At 72.0% G+C, this 24,982-nt stretch carries 17 protein-coding genes; 11 read left to right on the forward strand and 6 right to left on the reverse strand.

Annotation, left to right across the window (positions count from 1 at the left end; translation table 11 throughout):
* Window positions 1-82 precede the first annotated feature (82 nt).
* The 4 genes from AB0K14_RS27095 to AB0K14_RS27110 are packed head-to-tail and all read right to left on the reverse strand — an operon-like array spanning window position 83 to window position 4,077.
* The gene (locus AB0K14_RS27095) at window positions 83-1,480 is read right to left on the reverse strand and encodes an FAD-dependent monooxygenase (RefSeq protein WP_360460179.1); all 1,398 of its coding nucleotides are present in this window, start codon (window positions 1,478-1,480) and stop codon (window positions 83-85) included.
* 18 nt (window positions 1,481-1,498) lie between these two features.
* Window positions 1,499-2,737, reverse strand: a complete 1,239-nt coding sequence (locus AB0K14_RS27100) for an MAB_1171c family putative transporter (protein ID WP_360460178.1) — start codon at window positions 2,735-2,737, stop codon at window positions 1,499-1,501.
* Window positions 2,730-3,284 (reverse strand): hypothetical protein, encoded by a 555-nt coding sequence (locus AB0K14_RS27105; RefSeq protein WP_360460176.1) that lies wholly within the window; start codon window positions 3,282-3,284, stop codon window positions 2,730-2,732. Before AB0K14_RS27105 ends, AB0K14_RS27100 begins: the two co-directional genes overlap by 8 nt.
* 58 nt (window positions 3,285-3,342) lie before the next feature.
* Window positions 3,343-4,077, reverse strand: coding sequence for a hypothetical protein (locus tag AB0K14_RS27110; protein WP_360460174.1), 735 nt, complete (start codon window positions 4,075-4,077; stop codon window positions 3,343-3,345).
* A 523-nt stretch (window positions 4,078-4,600) separates the two neighbouring features.
* Between AB0K14_RS27110 and AB0K14_RS27115 the strand changes: the two genes are divergently transcribed.
* The 4 genes from AB0K14_RS27115 (at window position 4,601) to AB0K14_RS27130 (ending at window position 10,196) form a co-directional block, all read left to right on the forward strand.
* Window positions 4,601-5,557 carry a universal stress protein gene (locus AB0K14_RS27115; protein WP_360460172.1) on the forward strand — a complete coding sequence of 319 codons (957 nt, stop codon included), beginning with the start codon at window positions 4,601-4,603 and terminating at the stop codon, window positions 5,555-5,557.
* Window positions 5,558-5,671: 114 nt separating this feature from the next.
* Window positions 5,672-6,994 (forward strand): M20/M25/M40 family metallo-hydrolase, encoded by a 1,323-nt coding sequence (locus AB0K14_RS27120; RefSeq protein WP_360460260.1) that lies wholly within the window; start codon window positions 5,672-5,674, stop codon window positions 6,992-6,994.
* A gap of 176 nt (window positions 6,995-7,170) precedes the next feature.
* Window positions 7,171-9,972 carry a hypothetical protein gene (locus AB0K14_RS27125; protein WP_360460170.1) on the forward strand — a complete coding sequence of 934 codons (2,802 nt, stop codon included), beginning with the start codon at window positions 7,171-7,173 and terminating at the stop codon, window positions 9,970-9,972.
* Window positions 9,951-10,196: a hypothetical protein gene (locus AB0K14_RS27130; RefSeq protein ID WP_364339073.1), complete on the forward strand. Its 246-nt coding sequence runs from the start codon at window positions 9,951-9,953 to the stop codon at window positions 10,194-10,196. The genes AB0K14_RS27125 and AB0K14_RS27130 overlap by 22 nt, the downstream gene beginning before the upstream one ends.
* 44 nt (window positions 10,197-10,240) lie before the next feature.
* Here the strand turns inward: AB0K14_RS27130 and AB0K14_RS27135 are convergent, their stop codons facing one another.
* Window positions 10,241-11,272 carry a hypothetical protein gene (locus AB0K14_RS27135; protein ID WP_360464881.1) on the reverse strand — a complete coding sequence of 344 codons (1,032 nt, stop codon included), beginning with the start codon at window positions 11,270-11,272 and terminating at the stop codon, window positions 10,241-10,243.
* Window positions 11,273-11,524: 252 nt separating this feature from the next.
* On the opposite strand from AB0K14_RS27135, the gene AB0K14_RS27140 reads away from it, so the two are divergent.
* The 7 genes from AB0K14_RS27140 to AB0K14_RS27170 all read left to right on the forward strand — a co-directional run bounded on the left by AB0K14_RS27140 (window position 11,525) and on the right by AB0K14_RS27170 (window position 24,012).
* On the forward strand, window positions 11,525-12,658 hold the full coding sequence (locus AB0K14_RS27140; protein ID WP_360464884.1) for a S1 family peptidase: 1,134 nt from the start codon (window positions 11,525-11,527) through the stop codon (window positions 12,656-12,658).
* 167 nt (window positions 12,659-12,825) lie between these two features.
* The gene (locus tag AB0K14_RS27145) at window positions 12,826-15,738 is read left to right on the forward strand and encodes a glycoside hydrolase family 3 C-terminal domain-containing protein (protein WP_360464887.1); all 2,913 of its coding nucleotides are present in this window, start codon (window positions 12,826-12,828) and stop codon (window positions 15,736-15,738) included.
* A complete protein-coding gene (locus AB0K14_RS27150) occupies window positions 15,738-17,015 on the forward strand; it encodes an extracellular solute-binding protein (RefSeq protein ID WP_360464889.1) in 1,278 nt (425 codons plus the stop codon). The genes AB0K14_RS27145 and AB0K14_RS27150 overlap by 1 nt, the downstream gene beginning before the upstream one ends.
* Window positions 17,012-17,914, forward strand: a complete 903-nt coding sequence (locus tag AB0K14_RS27155; RefSeq protein ID WP_360464891.1) for a sugar ABC transporter permease — start codon at window positions 17,012-17,014, stop codon at window positions 17,912-17,914. Before AB0K14_RS27150 ends, AB0K14_RS27155 begins: the two co-directional genes overlap by 4 nt.
* Window positions 17,914-18,726, forward strand: coding sequence for a carbohydrate ABC transporter permease (locus AB0K14_RS27160; protein ID WP_360464894.1), 813 nt, complete (start codon window positions 17,914-17,916; stop codon window positions 18,724-18,726). The genes AB0K14_RS27155 and AB0K14_RS27160 overlap by 1 nt, the downstream gene beginning before the upstream one ends.
* 181 nt (window positions 18,727-18,907) lie before the next feature.
* Window positions 18,908-21,205, forward strand: coding sequence for an alpha-xylosidase (yicI, locus tag AB0K14_RS27165; protein ID WP_360464897.1), 2,298 nt, complete (start codon window positions 18,908-18,910; stop codon window positions 21,203-21,205).
* Window positions 21,202-24,012, forward strand: coding sequence for a beta-galactosidase (locus tag AB0K14_RS27170; RefSeq protein ID WP_360464900.1), 2,811 nt, complete (start codon window positions 21,202-21,204; stop codon window positions 24,010-24,012). Before yicI ends, AB0K14_RS27170 begins: the two co-directional genes overlap by 4 nt.
* Here the strand turns inward: AB0K14_RS27170 and AB0K14_RS27175 are convergent.
* Window positions 23,974-24,978: a LacI family DNA-binding transcriptional regulator gene (locus tag AB0K14_RS27175; protein ID WP_360464903.1), complete on the reverse strand. Its 1,005-nt coding sequence runs from the start codon at window positions 24,976-24,978 to the stop codon at window positions 23,974-23,976. The two genes, AB0K14_RS27170 and AB0K14_RS27175, sit on opposite strands and share 39 nt — an antisense overlap.
* Between the last annotated feature and the right edge of the window lie 4 nt (window positions 24,979-24,982).

Below are 24,982 nucleotides of genomic sequence, written 5' to 3' on the forward strand. Positions count from 1 at the left end.
CCGAGGAAAACGAGAGCGGGCCACACGTTTTGCAGGCTCGCCAAGGGATCCTAGCGACGTGGCGCACCGCCGGGGGAGGTCGTCAGCGCGGACCCCGGAGGCGGGTCGCCAGCCGGGACTCGGCCTCGGTGAACGGCGCGTCGGTCGACGGTGGCCGGCCCGGTCCGCGCAGGGCGTCGAACACGACACGTGGTGACAGCAGGAGATTCCGCAGTGGCGTGGACAGGGTGTAGGCGTCGATCTGGGCCCGGGTGACGGACAGTCGGCCGGTGGCCGTCAGGACGAGCCGGTCGAGGTACCGCTCCTGCAGGCGGGCGAGCCGGCCGCGCGTCGCCCCGGTGGTGCCGGGGTAGCGGAGGTCCTGGGCGACGGCCATGTCCCACGCGTCGTCCATGAGCCGCGCGAACTCCCGTTGCAGGCGCTTGGCCGCACGGCCGTCGAGCCCGTGCCGTGCCAGGCCGTCCCGCAGCGCCACCGCCTGCCGTGCCGCGACGGTCATCCCGTGCCCGTACACCGGGTTGAAGGCGCAGGCGGCGTCCCCGATCACGACGAACCCGCCCGGCCAGGGGGAGAGGCGTTCGAAGCGGCGACGGCGGTTGACGGTGCCGTGGAACCCGAACGGCCGGGTGAGCGGTTCGGCCGCGCCGATGAGGTCGGCGATGGCGGGGTGGCGCAGACCGCGGGCGAAGGCGAGGAACCCCTCCGGGCTCACGTCCGGTTCGCCGCCGCGCGTGCCGCCGAGGCTGAGGATCCACCGGCGGCCCTCGATCGGCACCAGCGCACCGCCCTGGCCGAACGGCGAGGACCGCGGGTCGCCCTGGATGCTGATGCCCGGGTAGTCCTCGCCCGCGTCGGCGGGCACCCGGTACACGCACGTGGCGTAGACCATGCCGGAGTCGACGCGTTCCTCGCGCACCGGCGGCAGGCCGAGCTCGGTGAGCCAGAGGTCGGCTTTCGACCCGCGACCGGTCGCGTCGACCACGAAGTCGGCGTGGACCTCGCGCCGCACCCCGGTGTCCCGGTCGCGCAGCCGCACCCCGGTGATCCTGGTGCGGTCGCCGAGCAGGCCGACCACGTCGGTGGCCTCGACCACGTCGACCTGGCCGGTGGCCAGTACCCGTTGCCGCACCACCCGGTCGAGCAGCGCCCGGCCGCACCCGATCACGAACTGCATCTCGTCCACTCGGGGCAGCCAGCCGGACTGGGTGTAGACCAGCAACCGGTTCGGCAGCCCCAGGTGTTGCGCGCCCGCGTCGAGCAGGCTCGCGGTCAGGCCGGGCAGCAACTCGTCCAGGGCACGGCTGCCGCCCGCCATCAGCACGTGCGCGTGCCGGGCGTGGGGCACGCCCTTGCGGTCGCCGTCACCGCCGAAGCGGTCCCGGTCGACCACCGTGACGCGGTCCACGTGCGCGGAGAGGGCGGACGCGGCGAGCATCCCCGCCAGGCTGCCGCCCAGGACCAGTGCGTGCGTGCTCGGCACGGGGTCTCCTTTTCCTGATCACCGACGGACCGCGGTCCCGGTGGTGCGACCGGCGTCGGACAGGGCCGCGGCCACCACCGGGCCGGTGAACGCGTCGGCCACCAGCACGAGCCGGGTGCGTTCACTGGCGAACGCGTGCCTGGCCTGGAGGGGACCGTCCTGGTCGGCGGGTCCGTCGTCGCCGGGCGCCACCCCGCGTGCCCGGGCCACCAGCGCGGCCTTGATCCGCGCGGCCTCGGCCACCGCCGAGAGCTCCGCCTCGGTGAGGCGCAGTGGTGCGGCACGCCGTCCGACCGCGTCCGCGACGGCCGGGTCGTGTCCCGGCCGCAGCCGGTGCAACCAGTCGTTGATCTCGATGACCCGCCAGAACAACCGGTGCTCCGGGTCGAAGCGCTCCCGCAGCGTCGCGGGCACATGCCGCATGGCCGGGTCGACCGCCCGCAGCTCACGCCACAGCGGACGCAGCCGCACGTGGTCCCCGAGCGCGTCCCGGGCCCGGGTGAGCCGATCGCGCCAGTGCGACAGGCGCGGACCCCACGCGGCGATGCTCGCGCCGACGACGACCACCGGCACGGCGAGGGTGAGCGACCCGGGCGCCGCGATGCTCCAGGCGTCCAGCTCCGCGCCGAACCAGCTGCCGATGACGGCGACGAGCACGATGGCCGCGTAGGCCGACCCGATCAGCACGCCGACGGCGTTGAGGCGCAGCCCGCGCCGCAGCCACGGCCGGTCCTCCGGCGTCTCGTCGGCCCACAGCCAGCACAGGCGGACCACGTTGAGCAGCCCGACCAGGTACGTGACGTGGTAGAGCACCAGCAGTTCGGCGAGGTGCGGGGTCCGCGCGAACGCGGCCGGGAAGTCGCCGTGGTGCTCCTCGGCGGGCGCGCCCAGGGCGAACAGCACCACCATCGTGGACAGCACCAGTGCGGAGGCGACCAGCACCCGCCGGGTCGCCTGCCAGGCCCGCGCGGGCGGGTGCCGCCAGTACAGCAGCATGGCCTGGTTGGCGGCGACGAACGCCACGCCGAAGCCGTACACCAGCAGCACCGACAGGTTGGGCACGCCGGTGAGCCGGTCGAAGGTCACCCCGACCACCGGCGCCAGGAGCAGGAACGCGGGCGCGGCCGTCACGCACGCCAGGCAGATGGGCAGCACCGCGGGCCTGCGCTCGGGCGGTGCCTGCCGGAACGCCCGGTACTTGTGCGCCAGCAAAGCCAGCACGCCGCACGCGCTCAGCAGGTACTGGACGTCAGCCACGGGCGCCCCGCTCGGGTGAGTACCCGAACGAGTACCAGGCCCGCGTCGCCAGGTCGTCGCCGTCGGGCGGCGACGGCTCGGGGTGCTGCCGGCCCGCCCACTCGATCAACGCCCGCGTCAGCACGCCGGCCACGCGGTCGGCCTCGCGCTCCTCCTTGCGGGACATGTCGGTCCGGCCCGCCAGGATCCGCAGCATCGACGGCGACAGGTCCGGGTAGAGCAGCCGGCGACCCTCCTCGGCGTCGAGCCGCGGCGGCCGGTGGCCGCACAGCATGTGCGCGATCTCGTGCAGCAGGATGAGCAGCCGGTGCACCCAGCTGCGGGCCGTGGTGACGATGACGACGTGCACCTCGTCCTCGGTGACCGCCCACAGCCCGCTCGTGCCGCCCGCGCCGAGGTCGTCGAACCGCAGGATGATCTCCCGCTGGAGCCGCCGGGCCATCACCTCGCACAACCGCGCGCACACCGCCTGGGTGGTCGCGGAGTCGTCGAGGTCGAGTTCGCGGATCAACCCGTCGCTGAGCTCGCGCAGGTCCCTGGCCTTCATCCGGTCACCACCCGGGCGTGTCCGGCGCCCGTCACGGCCGGGTCGTCAGCGTGTCCCGTCATCGGCGCTCGTCATCGGCCGCCACCGCCGGACCGTCCGGTTCGAGCGCGCGCCTGATGGCGTCCTCGGCCGGGACGCCGGGGTGCAGCGCGCGCACCAGCGCGAGCAGGATCTTGTTGCGCACGCCCGGTGGCGGAGGTTGCTCGGCGGTGCGCAGGATGACGGTGTTCACGCCGAGCCTGTCCATCGCCAGCCTGGTCTCCAACTGCTCGTCGACCCGGGCGGCCAGCTCGTCGTCGAAGAAGTACGCGGGCGCGGCGCCGAACGCCTCGGCCAGCCCGAGGATGTGCTTGAGCCTGGGGTTGTCGCTGGTGCCGGCCACGAGCTCGCGGACGTAGTTGGCCGAGATGGTCCCGTACGGGCCGTAGCTGATCCGGGCGGCGACCTCCTCCGGCGAGAACGGGCCCCGGTTGGCCGGGTACACGGTGTCGAACAGGTGCTTCACCGCGCCGCGCCGCCACCCCGGGCGTTCGCCGTCGCGCAGCCGCGCGCGACCGCCGACGAAGCACGCCGGGTGCACGCCCAACGCGGTGGCCAGGCCCTCGATCGTGCGGCACGTGGGGTTGTCCTTGTCGCCCCGGCGCAACTGCGAGATGTAGGTGTGCGTGATCTCGCCACCGTCGAGGCGAATCCGCTCGGCCAGTTCCACATTCGTGTAGCGCGGCCGGTCGCCGGGACACAGGCACAGCTCATCGAGAATGTCGGCGAATAGACGCGAGCCGCCCGCGGTCATGGTCACCCCTCGTACGCACGACTGCTTCATCCCGCAAGCACTTCCACTGCGGGTGGCAGGCCAAAGCTACTCCGCAACCGCAGTTGATTCCATGGTGGCCCCCCAGTAGCCTGATCGCGGCGGTTCCACTGGTGTTGGGGGCGAGATGCCACGGCATCTCAGGAGTGGAACGGAAGGGCTGGCTGCGCGGTACAGCGAGATCCCGGGTGACGACGCCGGCCGTCACCAGGCCCTGCGGTTGTGCCGTCGCCTCCGCCACGGCGGCACACGTTGAGGGGTGCGCAGGGCCTCGGGACCTCGTGGTCCGCGGGTGCTCCCGCGCCCGGACCGAATTGAATTCACATTCGCGTCGTCGCCTGCCGCTCGCGAATTCGGCCGCGAGTGCGCCGCCCGGCGGTCGCCGTTTCACCGGCCGATCCGGTACGGCGCGGTGCGGTATCGGAAAGCCGCCGTTCGCGTGTCACCCTCGACTTCTCCGGATACCCCCGTGACGTCGGGTGCACGCCGAGAGCGGAGGTGGGCGATGGCCGGCCCGGACACCCCGGGACGCGCGGACAGCGCGATCGGGCGCGGCGCGGTGGTCGTCGGGTTCGACGGCTCCGAGCGGTCGCGGCAGGCCGCGCACTGGGCGGCGCGCGAGGCGGCGGGCCGAGGGGTGCGCCTGCTGGTCGTGAACGTCCTGCGCGGGCCGTTCCCCGAGGTGGTGGTGACGCCGGTGTCGATGCCGCTGCCCCAGCTGGTCGGTGAGGAGGCGGTCCGCGCGTACACCGCCGACCACCTCGCCGAGCTCGCCGCGCAGTGCGAGGAGCTCGCGCCGGGGGTCGAGGTGGACACCCGGGTGTTCGAGGGACACCCGGCCGCCGTGCTGGCCGAGGTCGGGCGGGAGGCGGTGGCCCTGGTCGTGGGCTCGTCCGGCGCGACGGGCCTGGCCAGGGTGTTCGCCGGTTCCGTCGCGGTAGACCTCGCGCAGCACTCCACCGCGCCGGTCGTGGTGGTCCGCGACGCGGGCGTCGACGACGGGCGGGTGGTGGTCGGAGTGGACGGTTCCGAGCCGGGCGACCGCGCGATCGACTTCGCGGTGGACCACGTGTCCAGGCACGGGGGAGTGCTCGTCGGCGTGCACGCCACCACCGGGTTGCCGGTGGACGCGATGGCGCCGGGCGGTGCCTGGGGACAGGGGCTGGGGCTCGGCCTGGACGTCGACCAGCTCCGGACCTCCGCGGACGCCCTGGTCGCCAAGTGCCTCGCCGGTCCGCTCGCCCGGCACCCCGGCGTGCGGGCGGAACGGGCGGTGTCGCTCGCCCGGCCCGCCCAAGCCCTGGTCGAGCAGGCCGAGGGCGCCGCGCTGCTGGTCGTGGGCACGCACGGGCACGGGGCGCTGCGGCGCGCGCTGCTCGGCTCGGTCAGCCACGCAGTGCTGCACCACGCGCCCTGCCCGTTGGCCCTCGTGCGGGCGTCGGGGCACCCGGACGCCGGGTGACGACGCCGTCCACACCGGACCGCGAACGCGCCCGACGGCCCTCTTCCCGCCCGGCGCGGCGCACACGTCGCCACGACGCCGGGTGAACGATGGTAGGAAGACCGGGTGAGTAACTTGGATGTCGGGGACGGGCTGCGGCTCGCGCAGGACGAGGTCGTGTCGCTGACCAGCGAGTTGATCAGGATCGACACGACCAACACGGGGGACGCGGCCACGCTCGTCGGGGAACGCGCGGCGGCCGAGTGGGTCGCGGAGAAGCTGGCCGAGGTCGGCTACGAGACCACCTACGTCGAGTCCGGCGCCAAGGGCCGCGGCAACGTGGTCGCCCGCCTGGCGGGCGCCGACCCGTCACGGGGCGCGCTGCTGGTGCACGGCCACCTGGACGTGGTGCCCGCCGACGCCTCCGAGTGGTCCGTGCACCCGTTCTCCGGCGCGGTCCAGGACGGGTACGTGTGGGGCCGCGGCGCGGTGGACATGAAGGACATGGTCGCGATGACGCTCGCCGTCGCGCGCCGGTTCAAGCGGGACGGCGTGGTGCCGCCGCGCGACATCGTGTTCGCGTTCCTGGCCGACGAGGAGGCGGGCGGCCTGTTCGGCGCCAAGTGGCTGGTCGACAACCGGCCCGAGCTGTTCGAGGGCGTCACCGAGGCGATCAGCGAGGTCGGCGGGTTCTCCATCACGCTCAAGGACGACGTCCGCGCCTACCTGGTGGAGACCGCCGAGAAGGGCATCCGGTGGCTCAGGCTGCGCGTCCGCGGCACCGCCGGCCACGGCTCGATGATCCACAACGACAACGCGGTGGCCAAGCTCGCGGCCGCGGTCACCAAGCTGGGGCAACACCGGTTCCCGCTCGTGCTCTCGCCGTCCGTGCGCGAGTTCCTGGCCGGGGTCTCGGAGATCACCGGGCTGGAGTTCCCCGAGGACGACCTCGAAGGCTCGGTCGGCAAGCTCGGCGCGCTGTCGCGGATGATCGGGGCGACGCTGCGCGACACCGCCAACCCGACCATGCTGTCGGCCGGGTACAAGGCCAACGTCATCCCGTCGTTCGCCGAGGCCACCGTGGACTGCCGCATCCTGCCGGGCCGCGAGGAGGCGTTCGACCGCGAGCTGGCCGAGCTGCTCGGCCCGGACGTGGAGCGCGAGTGGCTGGGCCTGCCGCCGGTCGAGACGACGTTCGACGGCGCGCTGGTCGACGCGATGACGGCCTCGATCACCGCCGAGGACCCCGGCGCCAGGGTGCTGCCGTACATGCTGTCCGGCGGCACGGACGCCAAGTCGTTCCAGCAGCTGGGCATCCGCAACTTCGGCTTCGCCCCGTTGAAGCTGCCCGCCGACCTGGACTTCTCCGGCCTGTTCCACGGCGTGGACGAGCGGGTACCGGTCGACGCGCTCCAGTTCGGCGTCCGCGTGCTGGACCGGTTCCTGCGCAACTCCTGACGCACCGGGTGCCGTCCGCGTCGAGCGGACGGCATCCGGTAGCGCTTTCGTCCGCATTAATCGTGGCAGTGCGGCCGGTCAATTGGTCCGTTCGAATGCAGGTCCCGCCATTCGTGAGTTCGCCACAAACATCGCCTCGATACTGCTCGGATCGGTCCGACAGGAAGAGGTAGAGGGTGAACGACCCCTTCTTTCGTGGCGTCCACGTGCTGCTGTCGGTCGTCCGGGACCTGGTGGACCGCCCGCGGTGGGGCCTGCGCCGGGGCCGGGACGGGCTTCGCGGCGACCGGCCGCTCCCGCTGCTGTGCGTCGTCGGCGATCCCGGTGGGAACGACGTGCCGGAGGCGTTGGACGCCCGCCTCCGCAAGACCGACGCCCGGCGCAAGCGGAAGGTGCCGCACGCCCACGCGAAGGCCGAGGACGCCGAATCGGTCGCCACGAAGCGGTGGTCGACGGTCGTGCGCGAGGCGCCGCTGCTGCCGCTGCTCGACGTGCTGCACAGCGAGTTGACGGCCGACCGGTTCGCCCGCGACAGGTTGAGGTCGTTCCGCCACTACCGGCTGGTCGACTGGCTCACCGGTCGGCGCCTCGACCCTCCCGTGGGCCCGCACGACGCCCACGCGATCGTGCGGGAACTGCGTGACTGGTACGCCGCGGCGGACAGCCGCGTCGACCTGGAGCAGCAGGCGGCGGTGCAGCAGCTCGCCGGGCCGTCCCTGCTCACCAGGCTCGTGATGACGCTGCTCACGGTCTGGCACCGTCCGCTGAGGTTCTGGTTGTGGGTGCACCGGGTGCCGCTGGTCGGCCGGGAACCCCGCTGGTTGATGCGCCAGCCGTTCATGCTGCCAGGGCATTCCACCACGTTCACCGGGTTCGCCGAACGCCTCACCGCGGGCAGGCGGGCCCAAGAGAATCCCGAGCACGTCAAGAAGCTGCTCGTGCACGCCTTCCTCCAGGACCTCCGGCTGGCCTACCGGCCACGTCGCCTGCGACTGCGCCGGTGGCAGCGCACGGCGTACACCGTGGTGCTGCTGTCGGGTCTCACCGAGGACAACGGCGGCTGGGAGCTCCTGCGGCTCATCAACGACGTCCGCAACGAGTCGACCGAGCACGACCCCCTGCTGGTGCTCGCCACCGCGGCGGAGAAGCCCGCGGACCTCCAGCCCGGACGGCCGGTCGAACCGGTCGGCCGGATCAAGGCCGAACTCGACGCCTGGTCGGCCGGGCTGCCCGTGCACCGGCAGTCGTTGCGCCCCGACGCGCGGTTCGTGTTCGTCCGGCTGCCCTCGCGGGCGGAAGACGGCCCACCCACCCAGGCCGACGAGTCGGCGTGGGTGGACCTGGGTGACGTCCAACCGCGCCAACCCCCGTTGCCGGCCCGGAGACCGGTCGTCGTCGGCGTGGTGATCGCCTTGCTGGCCGCGGTGTTGGTGCCCGGGACTCCGTGGATCTGGGTGCGCGCGGAGAACGACTGCCTGCCCGACCGCGCGCCCGGTGTCGCGGTCCGCTGGGTCGAAGCCACCCGGTCCTGCGTGGGCTACAGCGACGACGTGGCGCAGGTCTTCGGCCTGGACCCGAGGCTGCGGGCGGCACAGCTCGCGGTGTTCGAGTCCAACGCCACGGCTGAACGGCTGTCCGACGAGGACCCCGACCGGACGTTGGTGAGCGTGATCTACTTCGCCGACCTGACCTACCCGGTGTCGGACCCCGGCGCGGACGCGTCCACCTCCGAGGAGCTGGAAGGGCTGCTGATCCGGCAGGAGGCCCAGAACAAGCCGAGCACCACCGAACCGCTGCTGCGGGTCTACGTGGCCAATGGCGGCGACCGGATGGTCGCCGCCCGCACCGTCGTGGACGACCTGCTCGAACCCCTGCTCGCCGCCGATCCCACGATCATGGGCGTGATCGGCATGGAGTTGACCGTGGACGCCACGGAGAGCGCCATCGGCGCGCTGGGCGACCTCGGCACGCCAGTGGTGGCCACCACGCTGACCGGCGAAGTGCTGGCCAGCCGGTCCCCGCTGTACTTCCAGCTCGTGCCGGGCAACCCGGTACAGGCCGCACTGGTAGCCGAGCACGCCCGCCGCGTCGGCAAGCAGGTCACCGTCTACCACCCGCCGCTGACCGACAACTACCTCGACAGCCTGGTGTCCGGGCTGCTCAAGGCGCTGGGCGCGGACGAGACCGCCTCCCGGTCCTGGCAGCGGCAGGTCGGCGAGGTCGAGATCGTCTGCGGCAGGCAGCACATCGCCTTCTACGCGGGCCGCGAGGAGGAGTTCGCGCCGTTCCTCGCCGAGGTGGTGGACCAGTGCCAGAACGACCGGCCGGAGGTCATCGGTGACGACACCACGTCCCGGTTCATCGCGCAGAGCGACCTGCGGCTGAAGAACGAGTTCAAGGGCATCGCGGTCTCGTTCGTGTCGATGGGTTCCCGCGTCGTGTTGTCCGGTCCCGACTGCGTCGCCAAGGGCCAGCCCGCCGCTCCGGGCCCCTCCGATCCCGCCGCACGTTCCCTGGTCGCGTTCTGCGCGGGCCACCACAGGCTTCGGGGTCGGATCACCGGCCCCGGTCGGGCTGCGGACTTCGCCCGGCTGCTCGCCGAGTCCGACGACCACATGCCGTGGCCGGGCGAGCGGATCGGGCTGGCCTACGACGCGGCCGGCCTGTTCGTGGACGCGGTGCGGGAGAACCAGACGCGGGCCAGGGTCGCGAACCCGGACTCGTCGGCCCCCTCGACCGGTCCGCGCCACCCCGTCCACCGGGCCGCGATCGCCCAGGAGCTGCGCGAGCCGGACAAGTTCCAGGGCGCCACCGGCCGGATCGACTTCGGGCGGTCGCGGACCGGCCTCACCCGCCCGCTGGCGATCCTGACCATCTCCGACATCCACGACCTGGCCGAGGCACCGAGCTGCGTGTACGAGATCAGCGTCCCGGCCGAACCGGGAACACCCGGTCCGTGGGGCACGCCGGACTGCTGACCTCTGCCGCGCTGCGGATCGACCACGGCAGCGGCTCTTGGCATGGCCTGACCAGTGCGATGTCAGAGCGCTCGATCACCGGCTTGGTCACCGCGGTGGCGTTGAGCGGACTGGTCGCGCCCGCCGCCCGAGCCCGCACCCGCGGCACCGGAGACGAGCGGGTGCCGGTCGACGCGCTCCAGTTCGGCGTCCGCGTGCTGGACCGGTTCCTGCGCAACTCCTGACGCACCGGGTGCCGTCCGCGTCGTGCGGACGGCACCCGCCGGGATCAGCTGATGACCCACCGGACGGCGCGGCCCGGGCCACCCCAGCCCCCGGACGTACCGACGATCACGCCCGCCCGGTTGATGGACCACGCGTCCCCGGTGGGGCTGTTCGCGGGCAGCCCGAGGTCGAGAACGGCGCCGCTCGTGCTCCAGCGCACCGGCCTGTACCCGCCGGTGGTGTCCTGCGCCACGCCGACCGCCACGCCGTCGTCGTTGATGGCCCGCGCGCCGCTGTTGTGCGGGGTCGCGGCGCCGAGGTCGTAGATCGACAAGCCGTCGCGGCTCCACCGCACGGCGCGTTGGGTGCCGTACCTGTTGAACGCGTAGCCGACCGACTGGCCGTACCGGTTCACCGCGTTCGCCCTCGCATCGCCACCGCTGGGCAGCGTGGGCAGCACGGTGACGGTGCCGTCCCGGTTCCACCGCACGGCCCGTTCGGGCAGACCGCTGCCGAACACGCTGCCGGCCGCGACGCCGTTGGGCGCGACACCGCCCAACAGGCTGTTGGCGTACCCCGGCGGCAGTGCGTACGCGGTCAGCACGCCGTCGGCATCCCACTTCACGGCGCGGCGGCCGGCGCCGAGCCGGTCCCACCCCTCGCCGGCGACCACGTTCGCGTCGTCGATGCCCAGGCCGAAGCTGTCGCTGTAGCCGGGCACCAGGCCGAGGTCGGTGCGGGTGCCGTCGAGGTTGAACCGCACCGCGCGGGTTCCCCCGCCTGCCGCCTCCGAGTGGCCCGAGATCACCCCGGTGCCGTTGATCCCGTTCGCGGTGCTGTACCGCCCGCCGGGCAGCGTGCCCAGGTCGGTGATGCCGCCACGCGCGCCCCACCTCACCGCGTGCCGCCAGCCGTCGCCGCCGGACCAGCCGACCATCACGCCGGTGTGGCCCACCGCGGTGGCGGAGGCCTCGGTCGCACTGGGCAGCACGCCCAGGTCGGTCCTCGTGGTGGTGGCTTGCGCGGTGCCGGTCAGGACCGCGGTGGCCGCCACGGCCGCCGTCAGGGCGACGCCGAGTCTTCGGTGCTGGTGCATGAGTCCTTCCCCCCCTTTTGATTGGTGCCTGCGTTCGGATTCGAGCCCGGTAAGGGTATGCGGCGGTCGCACCGTCCCGGGTGGATTTGCGCCGATCACCGGCGACCGACCGGGAGAACCGGGGGATTGACGGCACGGGACGACGTTGGCATGGTCTGTACCAGTGTGAGAGCGCTCTCAACGACTTGCGCCGGCGCGTGGTGGGCCTGCACCGGCCCCGCGCCCCCTGCGGACAAGGAGGACTGCGTGCGTATGACAACGTTGACAAAGGTCGGGACGGTCGCCGCGCTGGTGATCGGCCTGGTGACCGCACCCGCCGCCCACGCCGGGCCGGCGGCGGAACGGCTGTCGCCGGGGCTGGTGTCCGCGATGCGGGCCGCGTTCGGGCTGACCGAAGGGCAGGCGCTGACCAGGATCGCCCAGGAGGCCGAGGCGACCGAGCGGGCGCCGTCCGCGCGCGCCGCCGCCGGGTCGTCCTTCGGCGGCATCTGGTTCGACCAGGACAAGGGCGTGCTCGTGGTCGGCGTGACCGACGCCGGCGCGGCCGAACGGGTCCGGGCGACCGGCGTCGAGGCGCGGCCGGTCGAGCGGACCGCCGCGGCACTCGACCGGGTCAAGGACCGGCTGGACGCGCTGTCGGCGGCGGGGGAGGTGCCCGCCGCGGTGACCAGTTGGCACCCGGACCCGCGCACCGGCGCGGTGGTGGTCGACGTCCAACCCGCCGTGCAGACCGCAGAGGTCGCGCGGTTCCTGGCGCAGGCACGGCGGTTCGGCCCGATCGAGGTGAACACCGAGGGCGTCACCGCGCCCGTGCCGTTCGCCGCGGGCACCGTCGGCGGCGACCCGTACTACACCGGCAACGTCCGCTGCTCCATCGGCTTCTCCGTGCACGGCGGGTACGTCACGGCCGGGCACTGCGGCCGGGCCGGCGCGCAGGTGTACGGCTGGGACCGGTCCTGGCAGGGCCAGTTCGGCGGGTCCTCGTTCCCCGGCAACGACCACGCGTGGGTCCGCACCGGTGGCGGTTGGTGGAACGTGCCCGTCGTGCTCGGCTGGGGCACGGTGCCCGACGCGCTGGTGCGCGGCTCGTGGGAGGCGCCGGTCGGCACGTCGGTCTGCCGCTCCGGCTCCACGACCCGCTGGCACTGCGGCGTCATCCAGTCCCGCAACGAGACCATCCACTACGCGCAGGGTGACGTGCACCAGATGGCGGGCACCAGCGTGTGCGCCGAGGGCGGCGACTCCGGCGGCTCGTTCATCACCGGCGACCAGGCCCAGGGCGTCACCTCCGGCGGGTACGGCAACTGCTCGTCCGGCGGCCGGACCTGGTTCCAGCCGGTCAACGAGATCCTGTCCACCTACGGCCTGACCCTGCTCACCGCCTGATCGCGGGCGCGGACCCGCCCGTGCACCCCCACGGGCGGGTCCGGGCCGGCGGACACGTGAACATCACGCGTCCGCCGGCTTATTGCGTCCACCACGGTCGCCCTCTACCGTGCACAGTCGAAGCGCTTCGATGACGCCGGCGCTTCGCCTAGACGAAGGGGACGTCCGTGTCCAAGGCCCGACGCCCGGTGCTGCTGCCACTGGTCGCCTTGCTGCTGTTCGCGCCGCTGCCCGCGCACGCGGCCGAACTGCCGTTCCGCGACCCCGACCTGCCCCGCGCGGTCCGGATCACCGACCTGCTCGGCCGGTTGACCACCGACGAGAAGGTGTCGCTGCTGCACCAGTACCAGCCCGCGATCCCGAGGCTGGGCATCGGCCCCTTCAAGACCGGCACGGAGGCCCTGCACGGCGTGGGGTGGCTCGGCGCCGCCACCGTGTTCCCCCAGGCGCTCGGCCTGGCGAACACCTGGAACCCGGCGCTGGTCGAGCGGGTCGGCGCGGTGACCGGCCGCGAGGCGCGCGGCTTCCACGCGCGGGACCCCGCGTTCAACGGCCTCAACCTGTGGGCTCCGGTGGTGAACCTGCTGCGCGATCCCCGGTGGGGCCGCAACGAGGAGGGCTACTCGGAGGACCCGCACCTGACCGGGCGGATCTCCACCGCGTTCGGTCACGGCGTCCAGGGCGACCACCCCGACTACCTCCAGGCCGCGCCGACGCTGAAGCACTACCTGGCCTACAACGTCGAGGACAACCGGACCACGGTCGACGCGATCCTGCCACCGCGCATCCTGAAGGACTACGACGAGGCCGCGTTCAAGCCGGCGATCTCCGCCGATGCCGCGACCGGCGTGATGGCCTCGTACAACGTGGTCAACGGCCGCCCGACGCACGTCATGCACGACCTGGACGACGTGGTGCGGTCGTGGACCGACGAGGACCTGATGATCGTCGGCGACGCGGCGGGCGCGTCGAACCTGACCGGCTCCCAGCGGTACCACGCCACCAAGGCCGACGGCAACGCGGCGGCGATCCGCGCGGGCCTGGACAGCTTCACCGAGGACAACCAGAACTCCGCGCCGACCACGACGGCGATCAAGACCGCGCTCGCGCAAGGCCTGATCACCGTGGCGGACGTCGACGACGCGGCCCGGCACGTGCTCTCGGTCCGGTTCCGGCTCGGCGAGTTCGACCCGGCCGGCCGCAACCCGTACGCGAGCATCACGCCGGACGTCATCGACGCGCCGGAGCACCGGCAGCTCGCCCGGGAGGCCGCCGCCGAGCAGGTCGTCATGCTGCGCAACGACAACCGCACCCTGCCGCTGTCCACCGCGGACACCAAGGAGGTCGCGGTCGTCGGCCAGCTCGCCGACACGCTGTACGAGGACTGGTACTCCGGCACCATGCCCTACCGGATCACCCCGGTGAAGGGGCTGGCGGAACGCGCCGCGGTGACGTCCAGCGAGGGCGTCGACCGGATCCGGTTGAAGGACCTGGCCACCGGCAACTACGTCACCGCGTCCGCCGCCGAGTCCGGCGCGGCGCTCACCGCCACCGCGGCGACGCCGACCGACGCCACCGGGCTCGACGTGTTCGACTGGGGCGAGGGCACGGTCACGCTGAGGGCCGCCGCCAACGGCAAGACCGTGTCCCTGGGCGACGGTCGCAGCCTGGTCAACAACGCGGTGCAGCCCAACGGCTGGTTCGTGCAGCAGCAGTTCGGGCTCGTGGCGCAGGCCGACGGCTCGGTCGTGCTGGAGTACTCGGGCAACGACGTCACCCAGTCGTGGTTCGGCCCGAACAGGTACGTGGTCGTCGGCGCGGACGGAAGGCTCACCCTGGGCGCCGCCGAGGTCGGGAACGCCACGAGGTTCGGGCGCGAGGTCGTGCGCAGCGGCGTGGACAGCGCGGTGGAGGCGGCGAAGGGTGCCGACGCGGCCGTCGTGGTGGTCGGCAGCATGCCGTTCATCAACGGTCGTGAGGACGACGACCGCAAGACCACCGTGCTGCCGGCCGGTCAGCGTGCCGTGATCGACGCGGTGCGCAAGGCGAACCCGCGCACGATCGTCGTGCTGGAGAGCAGCTACCCGTACGCGGGCGACTGGGACACCGCCGACCTGCCCGCGATCCTCTGGACCACGCACGCGGGCCAGGAGACCGGGCGCGCGATCGCCGACGTGCTGTTCGGCGACCGCAACCCGAGCGCCAGGCTGACCCAGACGTGGTACCGGTCCGACGCCGACTTGCCGGACAAGCTCCAGTTCGACATCTCCAAGTCCGGCCACACCTACCAGTACTTCCAGGGCAAGCCGCTGTACCCGTTCGGGTACGGGTTGAGCTACACGTCGTTCCGGTACTCGAAGATGCGGCTGGACCGGGCCGCGGTGGACGCCGCCGGCGAGGTGGAGGTCCGCGTGGACGTGACGAACACCGGTGACCGGGCGGGCGCCGAGGTGGTCCAGCTGTACTCGCACCAGAAGAAGTCGCGCGTGCGGCAGCCGGTCAAGCAGTTGCGCGCGTTCGACCGGGTGGAGCTGCGGCCGGGTGAGACGAAGACGGTCGAGCTCACCGTCCGCGCGGCCGACCTGGGGTTCTGGGACGTGACCCGGGAGAAGCGGGTGGTGGAGAGCGCGCCGCACGACCTCACCGTCGGCCCGCTGACCCGTGCGATCACCGTGCGCGGCGAGACGATCCCGCCGCGCGACCTGCGCAGGACCACGCCGGCGCAGAACTTCGACGACTACTCGGGCGTGACCCTGGTGGACACCACCAAGGAGCGCGGCACCGCCGTCGCGTCGACCGCGCCCGGGCAGTGGATCTCGTTCGACGACGTCGACCTCGGCCGGCGTTCCCGGACGCTGACGGCCCGGGTGGCGAACCCGGACGCTCCGACCACCGTCGAGGTCCGCCTCGGCGGCCCCACCGGCCGGGTGGTCGGCACGCTCGCCGTGCCGACGACGGCCGACAAGTACTCCTGGACGCGTATTTCCGCACCACTGCGCGGCGCGACTGGTAGGCAGGACGTGTACCTGGTCTTCACGGGGAAGGCCCGGATCGACAACCTCACCGTGGAGGGATCTTGATGCGCAAGCGTCTCCTGGCGGCCGCCGTCGCGGCCCTGATGGCCGTGGCCGGCTGCGGGGGCTCGGACGAGGCCTCCGACCCCAACACCCTCAAGTTGTGGCACTTCGAAGGCCCCGACAGCGCCATGGGTGTGGCCTGGGCCGAGGCGATCAAGCAGTTCGAGGCCTCCCACCCCGGTGTCAAGGTCGAGTTCGAGGAGAAGGGCTTCGAGCAGATCCAGAAGACGGCGCCCATGGTGCTCAACTCCAAGGACGCGCCGGACATCCTGCTGTACAACAAGGGCAACGCGACCACCGGCCTGCTGTCCAAGCAGGGTCTGCTGACCGACATCAGCGACGAGGTGACCAAGCGCGGCTGGGACAAGAAGCTCGGCCCCGGCATCGACACCACGGCCAAGTACGACGACCGCGGCGTGATGGGTTCCGGCAAGTGGTACGGCATCCCGAACTACGGCGAGTACGTGATGGTCTACTACAACAAGACCATGTTCGACCAGCAGGGGCTGGCCGCGCCGAAGACGCTGGACGAGCTGACCGCCGCGATGGCGAAGTTCGCCGCCGCCGGCATCACGCCGCTCGCGGTCGGCGGCGCGGAGTACCCGGCCCACCAGATCTGGTACCAGTTGGCGTTGACCAAGGCCGACCGCGGCTGGGTGGACCGGTTCCAGCGCTACACCGGTGACGTGGACTTCCACGACAACACGTGGGTCTTCGGCGCGGAGACCTTCGCCAAGTGGCTGCGCGAGGGCTACATCTCCAAGGACTCCGCCGGCGTGAAGGCCGAGGACATGGGGCTGGCGTTCATGCAGGGCAAGAACCCGATCATGATCAGCGGTAGCTGGTGGTTCGGCCGGGTGCAGGCCCAGGTCAAGGACTTCGAGTGGGCGACGGTGCCGTGGCCCGGCATGACCTCCGGGTCGAGCGGCAACCTGTGGGTGGTGCCGAAGGGGTCGAAGAACAAGCAGCACGCCTACGACTTCATCGAGATCACCATGTCGCCGGAGATCCAGGACAAGCTGCGCGACGCCGGTGGCATCCCGGTCGCGCCGAGCGCCACGCCGCCGACCGACCCGAAGGTCAAGCAGCTCAACGACGACTTCCAGGCGCTCGTCGACGCCGACCGGTTGGCGTTCTACCCCGACTGGCCCGCGCCCGGCTTCTACGACGCGCAGGTGTCGTCGGTGCAGAAGGTGATCACCGGGCAGATCGGGGCGCACGAGGCGCTCACCGAGATGGCGGACTACTACAAGGAGAACACGGCGAGCGTCGGCAAATGAGCCTGGTTCCCACCTCGATCCGCGACCGCGGTTCGTACCTGCTCTTCCTCATCCCCGGCGGCCTGCTGCTGCTCGCGGTGATCCTGGTGCCGCTCGGGATGAACATCGGCATCAGCTTCACGGAGTGGTCCGGCGCCGGCGAGCCGGAGTGGATCGGCCTGGACAACTACACCAGGCTGATGGGCGACGGGACGTTCTGGGCGTCGTTCCGGCACAACGTCGGCCTGGTGGTGGCGATGGCGGTCCTGCCGACCCTGGCGGGGCTCGTCATCGCCGCGGCGCTGTTCGACTTCATCGGCAAGCACTTCGGGTCGAAGCACGCCTCCGTGCTGCGGGCCGCGGTCTACCTGCCGCAGGTGCTGCCGATCGCGGTGGCCGGGATCGTGTGGAGCTGGATCCTGGCCCCGCAGGACGGCGCGCTGAACGAGGTGCTGCGCGCCGTCGGGCTGGACTCGTTGGCGCAGAACTGGCTCGGTGACCCGGACCTGGCGCTGTGGTCGGTGATGGGCGTGATGCTGTGGATCCAGGTCGGCTACCCGGTGGTGATCTTCATGGCCGGGATGCAGCGGGTCGACCCGTCCCTGCACGAGGCCGCGGAGCTCGACGGCGCGTCGTGGTGGGGCCGGTTCTTCCACGTCACCGTGCCGCAGATCCGGCCGGAGATCTTCGTGGTGCTGCTGACCTGCACGATCGCCGCGTTGAAGGTGTTCGCGCCGATCTACGTGCTGACCAGGGGCGGGCCGGGCGGCTCGACCAACGTGCCGTCCTACTACTCGTTCCAGAACTTCTTCGAGAAGACCCAGGTCGGCTACGGCGCGGCGATCGCGACCGTGCTCACGGTGCTGATCCTGGTCCTCACGACGGTGTTCCTGCGCGTGCAGAACCGGGGTGAGCGCTGATGCGGCGGCACGCGGTGCTGTGGTCGATGATCGTGCTGGCCCTGGTGATGCTGGTGCCGTTCTTCATCGTGGCGCTCAACGCGGTGAAGACACCGGACGAGTACTCCACCGGCGGCCCGCTCGACCTGCCCTCCGGCATCTCGCTGGACGGCATCATCGCCTTCTGGGAACGCGTCGACTTCGGCGAGAAGCTCCTCAACAGCGTGGTGATCAGCGGGTCGGTGGCCGTGCTCGCGGTGGTGGTGTCGGTGTTCAACGCCTACGCGCTGGGCATCGGCCGGGTGAAGGGCCGGCTGTGGATCCTGGTGGTGTTCCTCATCGCGAACACCCTGCCGCAGGAGGCGCTGGTCTACCCGCTGTACTTCCTGGCCAACGAGGTCGGGCTGTACGACACCAAGCTCGCGGTGATCATCATCTTCACGGTGATCCAGGCCGCGTTCGGCACCTACCTGCTCACCTCGACGTTGGGCGGCTTCCCGCGCGAACTGCTGGAGGCGGCCCGCATCGACGGTGCGAACAAGTGGCAGACGTTGGTGCGGATCGTGGTGCCGATCAGCAGGCCCACCCTGGGAGTGCTGTTCGTCTTCTTCTTCATCTGGACCTGGAACGAGTTCTTCCTCCCGCTGGTGCTGCTGATCTCGAACGAGAACCAGACGGTCCCGGTGGCGCTGGGTGTGCTCCAGGGTCAACGGATGATGGACGCCACCATGACCAGCGCCTCGGCACTGCTCGGTGTCATCCCGGCCATCGTCTTCTTCCTCATCTTCCAACGCGCGTTGACCCGCGGCATCACGGCGGGAGCGGTCAAGTGATGCCCGCGTCCGCGGAGGAACGGGCCCGCCCGATTCCCGTGGTCGGCGCGTCCGAGGAAGCCGCACCGGCCACAGGTGGACGACGCGACCACATCCGGCCGACAGCCCGGCGGGCGTCTCGTCCCGATGCCCGCGACCAGCGTTCCCCCGCAGGCACCAGCCGCTACCGATTGGAGTTCGGGTGAAGTTCAGCAACGGGTACTGGCTGCTGCGCCCCGGGGTCGAGGCCGCCTACCCGGCCGAGGTGCACGACGTCACCACGGGGACCGGGGAGGTCGTCGTGCACGCGTCGACCCGCCCGATCCGGCACCGCGGCGACATGCTCAAGGGACCGGTGGTCACCTTGGGCCTCACCTCGCCGATGGCGGACGTGATCGGTGTGCGGATCACCCACTTCTCCGGGGAGACCACGAAGGAACCCGCGTTCGCGCTCGCCACCGACGGCGCGCACGAGGCGAAGGTGGTCGAGGACGACGCCGGGGTGGTGATGACCGCGGGCGCGCTGTCGGTCCGGGTGCACCGGGGCGAGGAGTGGCGGGTCGACTTCACCGCCGACGGCCGTTCGCTGACCAGCAGCGGGTTCAAGGGCATCGGGCTCATGACGGTGGACGGCAAGCACCACGTCCGCGAGCAGCTGATCCTGGGAGTCGGCGACACCGTCTACGGGCTGGGCGAGCGGTTCGGGCCGTTGGTCAAGAACGGCCAGACCGTGGACATCTGGAACGCCGACGGCGGCACGAGCAGCGAGCAGGCGTACAAGAACGTCCCGTTCTACCTGACCAACGCCGGGTACGGCATCTTCGTCGACCACCCGGGGCACGTGTCGTTCGAGGTCGGCTCCGAGGCGGTGTCGAAGGTCCAGTTCAGCGTCGAGGGCGAGTCGCTGGAGTACTTCATCGTCTACGGGCCCACGCCGCGGGAGATCCTGCGCAAGTACACCGCGCTCACGGGTCGGCCCGCGTTGCCGCCCGCGTGGTCGTTCGGCCTGTGGCTGTCCACCTCGTTCACCACGGCCTACGACGAGCAGACCGTGTCCGGGTTCATCGACGGCATGCTGGAGCGCGACCTGCCGTTGAGCGTGTTCCACTTCGACTGCTTCTGGATGCGCGAGTTCCACTGGTGCGACTTCGAGTGGGACCCGCGCACGTTCCCCGACCCGGTCGGGATGCTGGAGCGGCTGCGCGCCCGGGGGCTGCGCATCTCGGTGTGGATCAACCCGTACATCGCGCAGCGGTCGCCGCTGTTCGCCGAGGGCAAGGCGAACGGCTACCTGCTGCGCAGGCCCAACGGCGACGTGTGGCAGTGGGACCTGTGGCAGCCGGGCATGGCGCTGGTGGACTTCACCAACCCGGCCGCCCGCGCCTGGTACGCGGCCAAGCTCGACGCGCTGCTGGTCCAGGGCGTGGACTGCTTCAAGACCGACTTCGGCGAGCGCGTGCCGACCGACGTGGTCTACCACGACGGCTCCGACCCGGAGCGGATGCACAACTACTACACCCACCTGTACAACAAGACGGTGTTCGACGTGCTGCGCAAGCGGCGCGGTGACGGTGAGGCGGTGGTGTTCGCCCGCTCCGCCACGGCCGGCTCGCAGCAGTACCCGGTGCACTGGGGCGGCGACTGCGAGGCCACCTACGAGTCGATGGCGGAGAGCCTGCGCGGCGGGCTGTCGCTCGGCCTGTCGGGCTTCGGCTACTGGAGCCACGACATCGGCGGCTTCGAGGGCACGCCGTCGGCGGCGTTGTTCAAGCGGTGGATCGCGTTCGGCCTGCTGTCCTCGCACAGCAGGTTGCACGGCAGCTCGTCCTACCGCGTGCCGTGGCTGTTCGACGAGGAGTCCGTCGACGTGCTGCGGCACTTCACGAAGCTGAAGCTGCGGCTGATGCCGTACCTGGACGGCGCGGCTCGGCAGGCCGCCGCCGAAGGCGTCCCGATGATGCGGGCGATGGTGGTGGAGTTCCCGGACGACCCCGGCTGCGCCCACCTCGAACGCCAGTACATGCTCGGCGACGACCTGCTGGTGGCGCCCGTGTTCTCCGACGAGGGCGACGTGTCGTACTACGTCCCCGAGGGGACCTGGACCCACCTCCTGACCGGTGAGACCGTGCAGGGCCCGCGGTGGGTCCGGGACCGCTGCGACTTCCTCACCGCGCCGGTGCTCGTGCGCCCGGGCACCATCCTGCCGGTCGGCGCGGTGGACGACCGTCCCGACTACGACTACGCCGAGGGCGTCACGCTGCAGGCGTACCGGCTGTCCGACGGCGACCACGTGACGGTGGTCGGCGACACGACGTTCCGCACCCACCGCAGCGGCGACGAGGTCCGGGTCGAGGCCGAGGGCGCGCCGTCGGCGTGGCGGCTCCTGCTCGTCGGCGTGCGCGCGGTCGACGCCGTGGAGGGCGGCTCGGTCGGCGAACACCCCGACGGGGTGCTCGTCAGCGCCGAAGGCGGTGCCCTGACCCTGCGCGGGCTCCGGTGAGGCCGTTAGCCGTCGTCCTCGTGCTGCTGGGCACGCTCGCCGCGACCACCCCGGTGGTCGCGGCGCCGGCGCCCGTCGAGGAACGGCACGAGGTCTCCTACGACAAGTACTCGCTCACCGTGGACGGCGAGCGGGTCATGCTGTGGTCGGGGGAGTTCCACTACTTCCGGCTGCCCAGTCCCGAGCTGTGGCGCGACGTGCTGGAGAAGATCCGGGCCGCCGGGTTCAGCGGCGTGTCGCTGTACTTCCACTGGGGCTACCACTCGCCCGCGCCGGGCGTCTACGACTTCACCGGCGTGCGCGACGTGGACCGGCTGCTGCGCATCGCCGATGACCTGGGCCTGTACGTGGTGGCCCGGCCCGGTCCGTACATCAACGCCGAGACCAGCGGCGGCGGCTTCCCGGCGTGGCTCAAGGCGGTGGAGGGACGCGCCCGGTCCAGCGACCCCGGCTACACGGCGGCGTACACGCAGTGGCTGGACCACCTCAACCCGATCATCGCCCGGCACCAGGTGTCGCGCGGCGGCTCGGTGATCGCCTACAACGTGGAGAACGAGTACGCGGTCAACGTCGACCCGGCCTACATGGAGAACCTCCAGCGACTGGCCCGCGCCGCGGGCATCGACGTGCCGATCGTGCACAACAACTGCTGCGGCGGGAACCTGGCGAACTGGTCGTCCGGCCGGGGCGCGGTGCAGATCCCCGGCGTGGACGACTACCCGCAGTCGTTCGAGTGCCACAACCCCGACGCCTGGGGCCCGTGGGGCGACGGCGTCACGCGCAGGCTGCGCGACGACGCGCCGGTGTACGCCGCCGAGTACCAGGCGGGTGCGATCGACCTGAACGACGCCGGGTACGACCGGTGCCGCGAGCTGACCGGCCCGAGCTACATGAAGGTGTTCTACAAGAACAACGCCATCTCCAGCGGCGCCACCATGTACGGCTACTACATGACGTTCGGCGGCACGTCGTGGGGATGGCTCCCGCAGCCGAACGACGTCTACACCTCCTACGACTACGGTTCGGCGATCACCGAGTCGCGGCAGCTCACCGCCAAGTACGACGAGTTCAAGCGGCAGGGCTACTTCATGACCGCCGTCGCGCCGCTGACCAAGACCGACGAGGCGACCGGACCGGTGCCCGCCGACCCGGCCGTGCTGGCGCGGGCGCGGGCCAACCCGGACACCGGGACGCAGTTCGTGCTGGTGCGGCAGGCCGAACTCGCCGGCACCGCGGACGTCTCCACGACCCTGGACTGGTCCACCCCGGACGGCCGCTACCAGGTGCCCGTGCGGGTGAACGGCCGTGACGCCAAGATCCTCGTCGCCGGGTACGACCTGGGCGGCCAGCGGCTGGTGTGGTCGAGCTCCGAGATCCTGACCCACGTGGACGTGTCCGGTCGCGACGTGGCCGTGCTCTACGGCCGTGCCGGCGAACAGGGCTCCACGGTCCTGCGCTACGCGTCGGCGCCGACGGTGCGCGTGCTCGACGGAGAGGTCCGCGGCTCCTACGAGAACGGCGACCTGCGGCTGGACTACACGCACACCGGCCTGGCCCGCGTGCTGGTCTCCGGCGGCGGCCGGCCGCCGATGCTGCTGATGCTGGGCACCGACGAGACCGCCGCGCGGTTCTGGCGGCAGGACACCGCGGCGGGCCCGGTCCTGGTCCGCGGCACCTCCCTGGTCCGCTCCGCGGAGATCAAGGGCGACCGGGTGGCGCTGCGCGCCGACACCGACCGGGCGGGTGAGGTCGAGGTGTTCGCCCCGGCGCGCCACCTGTCCGTCGGCGGGCGACCGGTGCCGGTGCGCCGCACCTCCAGCGGTTCCCTGCTCGGCTCGCTGCCCGGTCCGGAGCAGGTGCGCCTGCCGGAGCTGACCGACTGGCGCTACCGGGCCGAGCAGCCCGGTCTCGGCGAGTCCGGCTGGACGACGGCGGACAAGACCACCACGGTCAGCCCGATCAAGCCCAAGACGCTGCCGGTGCTCTACGCCGACGAGTACGGCCACCACAACGGCAACGTCTGGTATCGCGGCGGGTTCACCGCCACCGGCGCGGAGAAGACGGTCTCGGTCAACGCCATCACCGGCCGGCGCGGCATTTACCTGGTGTGGCTCAACGGCCGGTACCTCGGCTCGGCCGCCGGTGGCGTCCAGGCCGACTCCGAACCGGTCAACCCCGATCCGGGGCGCGGCGACTTCGCCGTGCCCGAGGGGTTGCTGGTCGACGGGCAGCGGGCGACGTTGACCGTGCTGGTCGAGAACATGGGCCACAACGACGACTGGACCGCCGACGACGTGCGCCACAAGCAGCCCCGTGGCCTGTTCGGGGTGGTGGTCGAGGGCGCCGCGGCGCCGATCTCCTGGCAGATCCGGGGTTCCCGGCCCATGGACGGCGAACGCGGCCCGATGAACACCGGCGGCCTGTACGGCGAACGCGCCGGCTGGCACCTGCCCGGCTCCGGCGGCTGGCAACGCCCGCCGGGCGCCCTCGCACCGGGGGTGTCCTGGTACCGCACGGACTTCCGGCTGGACCTGCCGCGCGGGCACGACGTCTCGCTCGGGCTGCGGTTCGACGACGCCACCGCCCGCGGCTACCGCGTGCTGATCTTCGTCAACGGCTGGAACATGGGCCAGTACCTTAACGGCGTCGGCCCGCAGCGGGAGTTCGTGCTCCCGAGCGGTGTGCTGCGCGACCACAACACGCTCACCTTCGCCGTGATCTCCACCGAGGCGGCGCAGGGTGATCCGGGGCCGGTGCGCCTGGTGACCCTAGGCAACCACCGGACCGGTGCTGTCGCGGGCGGTTAGCCGCGGCGGCAACAGCCGGACCTCGGGCGCCGCCTGGCCGTCGAGCTGACCCATCGCCAGTTCGACGGCCAGCCGCCCGAGCTCCACCGCGGGGATGTCGACCGAGGACAGCGGCACGGCCTGCGCCTGCGCCACGTCGGGCGGGCAGACCGCCAGCACGGAGACGTCCTGCGGCACCCGCTTGCGCCGTCGGGCCAGTTCGGACAGCAGCGGGCCGAGGATGGCCTCGTTGTGCACCACCAGGCCGGTGACCGGGCGGCGGGTCGACAGCCCGTCCAGGCACTCGCGCAGGCCGTCGTAGGTGGGCACGCAGGCCAGCGCGGTCGCCTCCACACCGCGCCGCGCGGCGGTTTCCCGGAACCCGTCCAGGAAGCGGCCCGCGTAGCTCGTGCCGCGGTCGTAGACGGCGGGGGAGGGGCCGATGAGCGCGATGTCGCGGTGGCCCAGGTCGGCCAGGTGCGTGACGCACGCCGAGCCGGCGGCGGCGAAGTCGAGGTCGACGCAGGTCAGCTCCCGCGCGTCGGAGGGCACCCCGATCAGCACCGCGGGCGTGGCCAACTCGCGCAGCACCGGCACCCTCGGCTCGGCCGCTTCGACGTCCATCACGATGATCGCGTCGGCGAGCGAGGACGCCACGACCCGGTGCAGGCCTTCGGCGCCTTCGTCCGCGGTCAGCAGCAGCACGTCGTGGTCGTGGGCGCGGGCCTCGGTGACCGTGGCCGCGACGAACTGCATGACCACCGGCACGTTCAGGTCCGTGCGCAGGGGCACGACGAGGGCGAGCACGTTGGTGCGGTTGCTCGCCAGCGCCCGCGCGCCCGCGTTGGGGCGGTAGCCGAGCACCCGGATGCTGTGGTTCACCCGGCGCCGGGTCGTCTCCGAGATCGAGCGCTTGCCCGACAGCACGTACGACACCGTGCTGGGCGAGACTCCCGCCGCCCGGGCGACGTCGGCGATGGTGACCATCGGA

The sequence above is a fragment of the Actinosynnema sp. NPDC050801 genome, from assembly GCF_040673975.1.
Classification (GTDB): Bacteria; Actinomycetota; Actinomycetes; order Mycobacteriales; family Pseudonocardiaceae; genus Actinosynnema.

Bases quoted from the DNA above. Each gene is read 5' to 3' on its own strand.
- AB0K14_RS27135 (WP_360464881.1), bottom strand. From the start codon at position 11,272: ATGCACCAGCACCGAAGACTCGGCGTCGCCCTGACGGCGGCCGTGGCG.
- AB0K14_RS27110 (WP_360460174.1), bottom strand. From the start codon at position 4,077: ATGACCGCGGGCGGCTCGCGTCTATTCGCCGACATTCTCGATGAGCTG.
- AB0K14_RS27160 (WP_360464894.1), top strand. From the start codon at position 17,914: ATGCGGCGGCACGCGGTGCTGTGGTCGATGATCGTGCTGGCCCTGGTG.
- AB0K14_RS27105 (WP_360460176.1), bottom strand. From the start codon at position 3,284: ATGAAGGCCAGGGACCTGCGCGAGCTCAGCGACGGGTTGATCCGCGAA.
- AB0K14_RS27155 (WP_360464891.1), top strand. From the start codon at position 17,012: ATGAGCCTGGTTCCCACCTCGATCCGCGACCGCGGTTCGTACCTGCTC.
- AB0K14_RS27140 (WP_360464884.1), top strand. From the start codon at position 11,525: ATGACAACGTTGACAAAGGTCGGGACGGTCGCCGCGCTGGTGATCGGC.
- AB0K14_RS27150 (WP_360464889.1), top strand. From the start codon at position 15,738: ATGCGCAAGCGTCTCCTGGCGGCCGCCGTCGCGGCCCTGATGGCCGTG.
- AB0K14_RS27115 (WP_360460172.1), top strand. From the start codon at position 4,601: ATGGCCGGCCCGGACACCCCGGGACGCGCGGACAGCGCGATCGGGCGC.
- AB0K14_RS27175 (WP_360464903.1), bottom strand. From the start codon at position 24,978: ATGGTCACCATCGCCGACGTCGCCCGGGCGGCGGGAGTCTCGCCCAGC.